Genomic DNA, 12,168 nt, shown 5'->3' with positions numbered 1-12,168 from the left:
GAGAAATAACCATGAAAACATATGAAGGAAATCTTGTACCCAAGGACATAAGGGTCGGCATCGTTGTTGCACGATTCAACGAGTTCATCACCAATAAGCTGCTCGGCGGTGCTGTTGATACTCTGAAGCGCCATGAGCTCCCCGAGAACTCTATCGACGTTGCATGGGTTCCCGGAGCGTTCGAGATACCGCTCATAGCTTCAAAAATGGCTAAGTCAGGCAAGTACGATGCTATCATCTGCCTCGGAGCTATCATCCGCGGCAGCACTTCTCACTATGACCTCGTGTGCAATGAGTGTGCAAAGGGCATTGCTCAGGTGTCGCTCAACAGCGATATCCCCGTTATGTTCGGTGTTATCACCACCGAGAATATCGAGCAGGCTATCGAGCGTGCAGGCTCCAAGGCAGGCAACAAGGGCAGCGAGTGCGCTGAGGGCGCTATCGAGATGATAAACCTTATCCGCGAAATTGAGGATTGAGGTGCATTGATATAGATAAATCCTCAGCTTTCGGCAGATTCAGAAGCAAGTTTATCGGAGACAGATTGTTTTATAAGAATGTGCTTGTGATGGTTGTGCCGATGATACTGCAAATGCTCGTCACCAATTTCGTGTCCATGCTCGACAACATCATGCTCGGACGCGTGGGCACCGAGCAGATGAGCGGCGCTTCTATCGTCAACCAGTACGTGTTCATATTCATCATCTCCACATTCGGTGCCGTTTCGGGTCCGAGCATTTTCGGTGCCCAGTTTTTCGGCAAGCGCGATTTCAAGGGGCAGATGTACACTTTCAGGTACAGGCTTTTCATCTGCCTTATTATTGCTGTAGTGTTCGCGCTGCTGTTTTGTTTTTTTGATGACAGTCTGATATCCCTCTTCCTCAGCAAGGACGATTCCGCGGAAAAGAGAAATGCTACCCTCGAATACGGCAAAACTTATATGTCGATAATGATTCTTTCGCTTATACCTAATGCTGTGCGTCAGGCGTATGCGAGCATTGTCAGCGAGTGCGGCGAGACGAAGATACCAATGGCTGCTTCCATGACTGCTGTGGCTGTCAATCTCGTCCTCGACTACGGGCTTATCTTCGGTAAGCTCGCTATGCCCGAACTCGGTGTCGCGGGAGCTGCTGTCGCTACTGTCATTGCCAAGTTCGTAGAGGCTGCGGTCATAATAGTGTGGGTCCACACTCATACCTCGCGGTGCAGGTTTATTGATGGAGCTTTCAAAGGCATCGGCATTCCGTTTGTTCTCGCGCTCGATATCACTAAAAAAGGCTTGCCGCTCCTTGTAAACGAGTTCTTATGGGCTGCGGGAATGTCTGTTATTGCGCAGTGTTATTCTGTCCGCGGTCTTGACGTTGTAGCCGCAAGGAATATCGCGACGACTATTTCCAATCTGTTCAGCACGTTCTATGTGCAGCTCGGAGTATGCGTCTCTATAATCGTAGGAGCCAAGCTCGGTGCTAATAAGCTCCGCGATGCGCGCGATACCGACAACAAGCTGCTGTTTTTCAGCATTATGGCGTCGGTGGCGGTGGGGATATGTCTGCTTCCTATTGCAAGATTTTTCCCGATGCTGTACAAGACAAGCGGGGATGTGCGCGCTATAGCGTCGTATATGATCGTCATTACTGCGCTGTCGTTTCCCATGATGTCATATACCAACGCCTGCTACTTCACGTTGAGGAGCGGCGGAAAAACAGGTATCACTTTCCTGTTTGACTTCGGCTTCACGTGGCTTATCATCATACCCGCTGCGTTTGTGCTCGCGTATTTGACAAGGCTGCCGATACGTCCGATGTTCGCTGTCATCACCTTTGCGGAGATAATCAAGGTCGCGATCGGCTATTTCATGGTCAGAAGCGATATCTGGCTGAACAATATTGTTGATGACAAATAAAAAGGACGTCCGCATGGACGTCCTTTTCGTTATATCCTAAATCAAGCCATTCCTGCTGTGATTATAGCCATCTTGTAGACTTCGTCTGCTGTACAGCCGCGTGAGAGGTCGTTGATAGGAGCGTTGAGACCCTGAAGGATAGGTCCGTATGCCTCAAAACCGCCGAGACGCTGTGCTATCTTGTAGCCGATGTTGCCTGCCTCGATGAGCGGGAATATGAATGTATTAGCCTGTCCTGCGACCTTGGAGTCGGGGCACTTTGTCTTTGCAACTTCTGCGGAAACTGCTGCGTCAAACTGGAACTCGCCGTCGATAACGAGCTCGGGAGCAAGCTTGCGAGCCTCGATAACCGCGTCGTGGCTGAGCTGGACTGTGCCGCCCTTGCCCGAACCGTATGTCGAGAAGCTGAGGACTGCGACCTTGGGGTCAATGCCGAAGAAATCTGCTGTTCTTGCTGTCTCAACAGCTACCTCTGCGAGCTGCTGTGCTGCTGTGAGGACAACGTTGCCCTCCTTGTCGAGCTTGTCGGAGTAGCTGAGATTGATTGCGCAGTCGCCCATAGCGATACGCTCCTCCTTGCCGTCCTTCTCGCGGAAGAGAATGAATGACGAGCTTACGAGGTTTGCGCCCTTCTTTGTCTTGATTATCTGGAGAGCGGGACGGACTGTGTCAGCAGTTGAATATGTTGCGCCTCCGAGGAGAGCATCAGCCTTGCCTGCCTTAACGAGCATTGTGCCGAAGTAGTTGGACTTTGAGAGAGCCGCGCGGCACTCTTCTTCTGTCATCTTGCCCTTGCGGAGCTCGAACATCTGTGCAACGAGCGAATCGAACTCGGGATATGAAGCAGGGTCGATTATCTCGGCTGCGTCGATATTGAAGCCGCCCTCGGCAGCAGCAGCCTTGACCTTATCTGCCTCACCGCAAAGTATAACGCCCATGAGACCCTCCTTGAGGAGTCTGTCGGCTGCGGAGAGGATACGTGCATCTTCGCCCTCTGTGAATACGATAGTTTTCTTGCTTGCCTTGAGATTGGCAATAAGCTTGTCAAACATTCCCATTGTTTTGACCTCCATTAAATGAATTGAGCCGTTTCGGATTCTTTCCGTCGGAACGTGCAGTTATATTATAACACATTTTACTTCGGTTTTCAATAGTGAATTGACAGAAATCGGTAAATTATTGTTTTACTGCGGAATACCTTGAAAAGCAACAAAAGATATGTTATAAGCGGCGTGTCGCCGCCTCCAGTTTCGCGGCAAAGCGAAATGGGACGAAAGATTTTCGCCGCGTACCCTTGCTATCGTGAACATTATATGTTATAATGATAAAAATTCTTCTGAGGGGAGGAATAAATATGCGTTTTAAAAAGCTGCTATCTGTTATTGTTACTGCTGCGGTGTCTGTCGGGGGTGTGAGTGCTGTTATGCCTTCTTCCGCGGAGCTCGTTGGTGCGGTCGCCGCAGATGAGGATGTCTTCGTGAGCGGTCTGTGGGAATATGTACTCGTCGATGGCGGTGTGCGCGTCGTGAAGCACGATCTGGACGAGCAGGCAGAGTTTAAGTTCGACAACATCGTCACACTTCCTGAGAAGCTCGACGGAAAGAAGGTCGTGTCGTTTGCCGAGTGCGTATTTGGCGAGGACAAATTTACCAGAATGATAAGCGTCCCCGATAACACAGTTGAATTTGACGATGACTGGCTCAGCGGTTCGCAGATATCCTACATATACTACGAGGATTTCCAGTTTTATTTATCTATAGACTCAAGGTATCTCCATCTGACGAAATGGAGCAAGAAAAAGACAAAAGCTCAGAATGCGTTTGATGACGAGCCTGTGCCTGTAGTGGTAGAGGAGACAACAAGTGCTGTACCTTTGGCTGTGGGAGATGATGTGGTATACGACCTTGTGATTCCCGAAAAGGTCGCGGGTTATACCGTGCGCGGCTTAGAGTACAACGCTCTGTCGGGAGCTGTGAATATCGGCAAGCTTACTCTGCCCGATACGATAACCTCGCTCAGCAGCAGCGACCTGATGAATACTTCCATTACATCAGTCAATATCCCCAAAGGTGTAAAATATGTGTGTGATGACTGCTTCAAGGGCTGTACTCAGCTCAGTGAAGTGAAGTTCCACGATGATATCATTGTTGTTTCTTCCAAGGCTTTCCCCGACAGCCCTGATGTTAAGATCCCGCCCGAGTACGACGACCCGTATGCAACTGCATACTCATCTTCAATGCAGTCGCACGGCACAAAGCGGGTAGGAGACTGGGTGCTCTATTTCTATGATTTCAGCGGCAAGGAGACGACGATATGCCTCAGGGAATACCTCGGCAGTGATACTGTGCTGACTGTCCCGAGCGTGGTCGGCGGGTATACTATCAACGGCGCGGAAAGGCTTGAAAAGATCCTCGCAAACAATTCCACTGTCGAGGAAGTCATATTCGATGAGGGAGTGACCAAGCTTCCGTCGCTGGGAAGCAATACCATGAAAAAGGTCACTATTCCACAAAATGTGACAGAATTACGCTGGGAGTTCGCTGACTGTACATCACTGACCTCGGTAATTGTCCCGCCAAATGTGACGGGGATAATTTACAACGCGTTTGCGGGATGTTCGAATCTGAGCGAGGTCACTATCACGGGCGACAAGATGAGGATCGGCTCCGGCAAGTCACTTGAAGACCCGTTTGGAGGTACAGCCATAGAAAAGCTTGTGCTTCCCGGAAACTGTACCGTAAATCAGGTCAGAATGCCTGCTTCTCTCAAAGAGATATCCTTCACTGCGGGAGATCTCGTCACATACAGGGGCGGAGCTTATTCGTCCACCAATCTGAAATCAATGATATTTGACCCCGACATAAAAGAGGTGGTAATCGGTTCGAGCGCGTTCAGGAATTCCAATATTGAGAAAATAGCCTTCCCGAACGGAAAAGTCACCATCGAAGCTAATGCCTTCCGAGGATGTACGAATCTGAAAGAGGTCGTATTCAACGGAGAGGTCGAGATTGCCACCAACGCTTTCAGTGAGTGCCCTCAGCTCGAAAAGGTCGTGCTCGGCGATAAATGCAAGGTAGATGACCTCGCATTCAGCGACTGTCCAAGGCTTGCTGACGTTCATTTTGACACAACTCAGGACATCTCGGCAAGAGCCTTCAACGGCTGCAGAAACCTGTTATGCATAAACGGCACTGAGGTCGTTCCCGAGGGCAGCACCGAGCCTGCCGAGGAGTTCGTGGATTACTTCTACGGGAATTGCCATACAGCCTACGATGTCGGTTTCATCGACAGATTCACGATGAACAATGTCAAGGCTGTAGTCGCCGATACGATAGATGATTCGATGAACGATATGCAGAAGATACGCGCTCTGCACGATTGGGTATGCAATAATACCGTTTATGATTCCGAGAATGAAAACTATCTCGGAAATCACGTCGATTCGGCTGTTTTTATGGATGGAACAGCTGTATGCGAGGGCTACGCGAAAGCGTACGACCTCCTGCTCCATGAGGCGGGGATAGAGAGCTGCTGCGTCAAGAATTCGTACCACGCATGGAATATTGTGAAGCTTGGCGATAACTGGTTCCATTCCGATACCACGTGGGACGACGGAGATACCGTTACATACGGCTGGTTCCTTTGTACCGACAGCGATAAGAGCGCGTCAGAGTTCGGTTTTGACAGTGTCTCTTATCTTCACGGCTCACAGCTTGACGAGCTCCCGCAATGCAGTACGATAATTGGTGACCTCGACGACAACAAACAGCTCACTTTCGACGATGCTGCCGCTATATACCTCAAAGCTGCTGCGGGGGAGGGATATGATCTTATCGCCGATATCAGCTATGACGGCAAGCTTTCAGCTTCAGACGTCGCTGCCGCACTAAAGGCTCTGCCTGATAATAAGCACGATATGGGCGATGTCAACGGCGACGGCAAAGTCGATTCCTCCGATGCGTCGCTTATCCTCGCGGAGTACTCGCGGCTTTCCACCGACGGTGAGAATTTGCTCACTCGGGAGCAGGTCATTTCTGCCGACCTGAATTCCGATGGAAAGACCGATTCCTCGGACGCATCCAAGATACTCGGATATTACAGCCATATCTCTACAGGCGGTGCTGATGATATCGTAAGTTTCCTTTCATAAGGGCTATAACAGATGTTTTTTCTGAAAAAGAGCGATGCTCTCCGATATTTGGAGGACATCGCTCTTTTGCTATTATAATCAATTTCTGCTGCAAAACAGATGCGGCTATGGAACGCGGAAAAAAATTGGCGGCTCAGAAAAACTGAACCGCGAAACTGCGCGCGCCCGCTTGGCGCTGATTTTCGGCTGCAAAACAGATGCGGCTATGGAACGCGGAAAATAATTGGCGGCTCAGAAAAATTGAACCGCGAAACTGCGTGCGCCCGCTTGGCGCTGATTTTCTGCTGCAAAACAGATGCAGCTATGGAACGCGGAAAAAAAATTCGCGGCTCAGAAAAACTGAACCGCGAAACTGCGCGCGCCCGCTTGGCGCTGGTGCCGGTGGCGGGGGTCGAACCCGCACGGTGTTGCCACCAACGGATTTTGAGTCCGTCACGTCTGCCAATTCCATCACACCGGCAAATTATTATATTGGGGGGGTGCAAGCTCACATGACTATTGCAAACAAAATGAATGAGAAAGCAATCAGATTTGGTAGAAAAACTCAGAACCTGAAAAAGTATAAGACTTTTTCTACCAAACGTGAAGTGCAATAGTGTTGAAACGCCGAAATTACGCGGTTTTCAGTAAGTCAGGGCAGAAATCAAAAGTGCTCTGTCATAAACAGCTGAGCGGAGCTAAAGTATGCTGTGTCTGCCATTCTGCCGTTTCGGTTTGAAGTACGGTACATATTATACCATACTTCGTCTGTTTTGTCAACTTATTCTAAACCGTAAAAGCGCTTGAAATTCTCGGCGAGGATGAGTCTGTTCTCTTCCTCGGAGAAGCCGCAGGCAAGGAACCGCTCAAGCTCGTCGGTGTGGTCCCACATGGGATAATCCACGCCGAACAACGCATTTTCTACGCCGTACATTCGGATTATCTCCGCGGCGCGCTGAGGCGACATAAACGGCATTGAGCTGCTTATATCAATGCAGAGATTCTCATACTTGCGCGGCAGGAGCTCTACAGCCTGCTCCCAGCACCTGTAGCCGCCCATATGTGCCGCCTGCACCTTGAGCTTGGGGAAATTCTTACATATATTGGCGATACGGACCGGCGACGAGTAGTCGTACCTGTTGTCGCCGCAGTGTATCATCAGCGGGAGTTTGCCCTCCATGAGCTCATATATCTTGAAAGCCTCGGGCGAATCGGCATTGAACTTCTGAAAATCGGGGTGGAGCTTGACACCGTGCAGCCCGAGCTCCATTATCTGCGTGATATCGCCCTCAAGGTCGTCGGAGTCGGCGTGAGTAGTGCCGAGACCGTAATATTCGGGGTGGATCGTACACTCGGTCGAGATGAAGCTGTTGATATTGCGTATCTGGTGCGGAGTGGTAGCGGTAGAGCACACGAGGTACTTTGCCACACCGATCCTGCTGCCGCTATGGATGAGCTTGCTGCTCATACCGCAGCCGTTCATGGGGATACCGTAGAAGTGACCGATGTTGATAGTAGCGTTCTCGGCTATTTTTTCGGGAAATATATGCGCATGGGCGTCGATAATCTCATATTTTTCGTATACTTCGGGATTCATAGAAAAGCTCCTTGATATTTTTTTACACTATATTATATATCAAAAATCAGCACTTGTCAAATATGATATTTCTATAGTATCTTGGGCTGGAGGATGCTGCTGCGGAGCTTCACCGCATGGAGGAACTCCAGAACGCCCGACAGGAAGTGAACAGAACAAAGGATGAAGCAGTATGATCTGCTTCCAACTGCGGCTCACTTGAAGTGAGCCGTTATTCTTTTGCCTGTTTTGACTTGATGAATTGGAAGGATTATGGTATAATATAGTGATACGAAAATGAGCGAGATATGATTCTTCAGGAGGCGTTTTATGAAAGACTTTCCGCTGTTTATGAAAAACCAATTGAACCATATTGATAGTAGTCAGCAAAACACACCTGATATTGACGGATATTATTATGAAGGAAAAGATGGCAGTCAGATTTGCTTCTGGACTTATTATTCAGATAGAGAATCCAAAGAAAACATACATGAATTTGATGAATATGTGTTCTGTGTGTCAGGTGAATATGTAGAGATATTTAATGACGAAGAGCATATTCTTCATTCAGGCGATGAATTATTGATTCCGAAAGGTACTCCGCATCACGGTCGGGTTACTAAGGGAACGCGGACTATTCACGCCTTTGGAGGAAAGAGAATAATTTAAATTAACTGATTTTATGTATAGAAATCGGCTCGAAATCCTTAGTAGTAAAACAACCCGATTAGAGCAAATCAGAGAGGAAAAAACGTATGATAAGAATTATGTTTGTCTGCCACGGCAATATTTGCAGATCGCCTATGGCTGAGTTTATAATGAAGAAGCTGGTCTCGGACAATGGACTGTCTGATGAGTTCTATATAGCTTCAAGCGCTACAAGTACAGAGGAGCTCGGAAACAGCGTTTATCCGCCTGCAAAGTCAGAACTTGCAAAGCACGGTATAAGCTGTGCAGGTAAGATAGCAGTACAGCTAATGAGATCCGACTATGATAAGTACGACTGCTTTATCGGAATGGACACTGCAAATATCTGCAATATGAACCGTATCTTTGGCAGCGACAAGGACGGAAAAGTATACAAGCTGCTCACCTTTGCAGGGCGTGGTGACGATGTTTCCGACCCGTGGTACAGCAGGGATTTCAGCACGGCTTACGCTGATATTGAAGAAGGCTGCAAGGGGCTGCTGGAGCAGCTCATTGATAATATTTAAATGTCGGGGGCTTCATTATCAATAAAGCATTACTTGCAGCAGGATTAATAGCTGTCTTATCAAAAATAATATGAGGTTTGGCTCTGCGAGATCTGTTAGAAACGGGGCAAGTGTGGGCTTATCTTCAACTTCGACCTGCTCGGCTATGAGAGCTGCACCAGCTCTGAGCGGGCAGATAGTCACTTAAAACAATTAAATATAACTGTCGGTATTGCAAATCTATATATAGAGTGATATAATGTTGATATCCAATATTTTCAGGGAGGTTATTATATGAATTGGAGAAAAATTCTTGCTGTCGGGACTGCCATGACAGCAGTCGGCGTGTTCGTTCCGACGCCGATAGTGCAGAAATGCGCTTCTTTGGTGGCTTATGCTATCGAGTACAACGACGCGCTTGAATACGGAGACTTTCTTTATCTGAAAGGTTCACGCCTTGAGGAGGTAGAGGAGGACGACGGCACTTCCGCATATGAAGAGGTAGAGTATATCGAGATTGTTGATATCAAGAGCAACGCAAAGGGCGACATCGTCATCCCCGACGAGATAGACGGCTTGCCAGTCACCGACGTTTTATCAGGTCAGTGGTGGGGGGATAAGCTCTCATCTGAGATAACATCGGTAACTCTGCCAAAATATGCCAAGAATGTCAGCTTGTGGCGGAAACCTGAGAACTGCGAGGTCAAGGTAGCAGAGGGCAATGAGAACCTTTACATAGAAAATGGTTTTCTTATCCAAAAAAATGCAACCTATTACGACTACAATACCTATGAATCCAAGAAAGGTAATATTCTTCTTGAAGCTGTTGAGCCGCTAAAGGGCGAGGTAACTGTTCCCGAGGGTGTTGTTACAGGGACGTTCAACTTTACAGGCAACTCCGATATAACAGTAATCAATCTGCCCTCGACTATCAAGGCACTGGGCTGGTACTTCTGCTCGAATATGCCGTCGCTCAAAGCCATAAATGTTGCTGAGGGCAACGACACCTTTTTCTCGTATCACGGTGCACTCGGCAAGTATTACTATTCCAGCTATGACGTGAACGGCGAATGGCATGAAAGGGTAAAGGCAATACTCGCAGTCCCCGAGGGCTATGAGGGCGTATTCAGCGTTCCCGACGGTGTCGAGCTGACCTTCACAGGTCTCAGCTTCGAGAACGTATCAAAGATGACGGGCGTGGAACTCGGTAAGGACACCGCATTCGCCTGCGGGGGCTTCCAAGGCTGTAAGTCGCTCGAGACCATAGAGCTCAACGGCAGGGTCACCTCCATAAGCGGCATCGAGAAGTACCGCGGCGGTCACTGGGACTCCGAAAAGCAGGATTGGGTCGAGGACGATTATATCACAAGCGTAGAAGTGGCAGCTCATATGTTTGCTGATACCAAGTGGTATCAGGATCATCCCGACGGTATGCTTTGCTGCGGAGATACGGTGATAGGCTATAAGGGCACTCCCAAGGGCGACAAGCTCGACATCAGGGAAGGCACACGCACCATCGTTGACAAGGCGTTCAACGGACTTGATATCGGCGAGGTCAATATTCCCGCTTCTGTTGAGTATATCGGCGCGTATTCGTTTGACTGCCCGAATCTCACGGCTGTCAACATCGACAAGGACAACCCGAATTACACATCAATAGACGGCGTTGTATACGACAAGGATATGAAGTGGCTAAAGCTCTATCCGCAGGGCAAGACCGACGAGTCATATACCGTGCCCGATGGTGTGGAGGTCATCGCGGCTAATGCCTGCGACGGCAATAAGTTCATCAAGCACGTGAATGTCCCCGATTCCGTAAGCACTATTTTCGGCTGGGGAGATTCGGGAGGCGCGTTCAAGAACTGTATGTCTCTCGAGGATATCAACGTTCCGAGCGGTAGTTTCAATACCGGAGCTTTATATAATGACAGTCTGAAGGTGATAGACCTCTCAGAATCAGTCAGCTCTTATTCCGGCGATGTCGATGACTGCGACTGCGATTATCTCATATTCAGGAATCCCAAGTGCGAGATAATGGGCATGAACAAAGTGAAGTGCATCGTTGGTCTTGCGAACTCCAATGCCAAGGCGTTTGCAGAGGAGCACTTTATCCCGTTCATGCTCCTTGAAGATTACGAGAAGGAGCAGGCTACCGCGACTACCACTACGGCGACCACCACAACTCAGACAACGACAACCACTACCGCGACTACTACCACTGCAACTTCAACACCATCTTCTGCATCGACAACTCAGACTACAACTACTACCACTACAGCAACAACACAGCCTACAACTACGACAACTACATCTTCCTCTGCCTTAGACAGTCGCTTTGTAGGAAAATGGGAATTATACAAGTATGAAGTAGACGGAGCATACACTTCATTAAAACCTGATGGTTTTGAATTATTTGCAAACGGTGAAGGCAAATGGAGTAGTGGAGGTAGAATTTTGTGGACAGTAGTCGATGAATTCTTATATATTGAAGCTAATGATGGTAACTTGCCAATTAATATCAATAGATATAAGTATATAAATGGAGAATTGTTGTGGAGCGGCTGGACACAAGTGGTTGACGATAACATAGCTCCCGAAACAGAAAAGTATGCTATGAATTTTTATGGTAAGAGCGAAAATATTTATTTCCGTCGTGTTGAGGACTCAGAACAGACAACTACAGCGACTACAACAACATCTCAGCACACAACTACAACGACTGCTTCCACTACGCAGTCCACTACCACAACTCAGACTACAACAGCTCAGACGACTACCGAGCCCGTGACTACCACGGCTACGGGCACAAATCCCGACAAGCCCGATATGTCCGCTTTCATCGGAAGCTGGATATCCTACAAGGCTTCCGTTAATGGTATCGCAAGCGATATATCCGAGGACGAAGCGATCCAGCTTGTCATCGCTGGCGATAAGTCCGGCAGGATAAGTAAACTCGGAAAAGCGGGTGACATTACATGGGATGTCAAGGATAACGGCAAGCTTGTTCTGATGGCAGACGGCGAAGGCACGGATATCGCATATGACGGCTCCGACATACTTTACTACGAATCCGAGGGCAGGGCTATTTACTTCAAGCGCGGCGAGAAGCCCGTTGAATTCGGCGATCCCAACTCTGACGGAAAGGTAGACGCCAACGACGCTTCGTTCGTGCTCGTGCAGTATTCCAAACTCTCGACAGGCGGAGAGGCTGCTCTCACCGATGCCGAGAAGTCGGCTGCCGATATCAACAAGGACGGCAAGCTTGATTCAAAGGATGCATCGTTCATCCTTGCTTACTACTCTTACCTCTCGACAGGCGGCACCGATAAGTTCGACAAATACCTTGAAGACAAAAAAGCATGACAGA

General features: G+C 48.6%; 8 protein-coding genes and 1 tRNA gene. 6 read left to right on the top strand and 3 right to left on the bottom strand.

The window, feature by feature from the left end; all coding sequences use genetic code 11:
• The first annotated feature begins 11 nt into the window (after window positions 1-11).
• Complete coding sequence (gene ribE / locus BMX22_RS12410; RefSeq protein WP_074742746.1) at window positions 12-479, top strand: 6,7-dimethyl-8-ribityllumazine synthase; 468 nt, start codon at window positions 12-14, stop codon at window positions 477-479.
• 65 nt (window positions 480-544) lie between these two features.
• Window positions 545-1,903: an MATE family efflux transporter gene (locus tag BMX22_RS12405; RefSeq protein ID WP_318259740.1), complete on the top strand. Its 1,359-nt coding sequence runs from the start codon at window positions 545-547 to the stop codon at window positions 1,901-1,903.
• A 41-nt stretch (window positions 1,904-1,944) separates the two neighbouring features.
• Here the strand turns inward: BMX22_RS12405 and pta are convergent, their stop codons facing one another.
• Window positions 1,945-2,961 (bottom strand): phosphate acetyltransferase, encoded by a 1,017-nt coding sequence (pta, locus tag BMX22_RS12400; RefSeq protein WP_074742745.1) that lies wholly within the window; start codon window positions 2,959-2,961, stop codon window positions 1,945-1,947.
• 296 nt (window positions 2,962-3,257) lie between these two features.
• Between pta and BMX22_RS12395 the strand changes: the two genes are divergently transcribed.
• On the top strand, window positions 3,258-6,053 hold the full coding sequence (locus BMX22_RS12395; protein ID WP_074742744.1) for a leucine-rich repeat protein: 2,796 nt from the start codon (window positions 3,258-3,260) through the stop codon (window positions 6,051-6,053).
• A gap of 373 nt (window positions 6,054-6,426) precedes the next feature.
• On the opposite strand, the gene BMX22_RS12390 is transcribed toward BMX22_RS12395, so the two are convergent.
• Both BMX22_RS12390 and BMX22_RS12385 read right to left on the bottom strand, forming a co-directional pair.
• Window positions 6,427-6,513, bottom strand: a tRNA-Leu gene (locus tag BMX22_RS12390).
• Between the two features lie 300 nt (window positions 6,514-6,813).
• Window positions 6,814-7,629: an amidohydrolase family protein gene (locus tag BMX22_RS12385; protein ID WP_074742743.1), complete on the bottom strand. Its 816-nt coding sequence runs from the start codon at window positions 7,627-7,629 to the stop codon at window positions 6,814-6,816.
• A gap of 309 nt (window positions 7,630-7,938) precedes the next feature.
• Here BMX22_RS12385 and BMX22_RS12380 point away from each other — a divergent pair, with 309 nt between their 5' ends.
• From BMX22_RS12380 to BMX22_RS12370, 3 genes are all read left to right on the top strand, one after another.
• Window positions 7,939-8,277 carry a cupin domain-containing protein gene (locus tag BMX22_RS12380; RefSeq protein WP_024861928.1) on the top strand — a complete coding sequence of 113 codons (339 nt, stop codon included), beginning with the start codon at window positions 7,939-7,941 and terminating at the stop codon, window positions 8,275-8,277.
• Window positions 8,278-8,363: 86 nt separating this feature from the next.
• A complete protein-coding gene (locus BMX22_RS12375) occupies window positions 8,364-8,822 on the top strand; it encodes a low molecular weight protein-tyrosine-phosphatase (RefSeq protein WP_074742742.1) in 459 nt (152 codons plus the stop codon).
• Window positions 8,823-9,095: 273 nt separating this feature from the next.
• A complete protein-coding gene (locus BMX22_RS12370) occupies window positions 9,096-12,164 on the top strand; it encodes a leucine-rich repeat protein (protein ID WP_074742741.1) in 3,069 nt (1,022 codons plus the stop codon).
• Window positions 12,165-12,168 lie beyond the last annotated feature (4 nt).

It is taken from the genome of Ruminococcus sp. YRD2003, assembly GCA_900109435.1.
Lineage (GTDB): Bacteria > Bacillota > Clostridia > Oscillospirales > Ruminococcaceae > Ruminococcus > Ruminococcus flavefaciens_G.
Note: the sequence above shows the minus strand (reverse complement) of the source record. Positions and strands in the feature narration are given on the sequence as shown.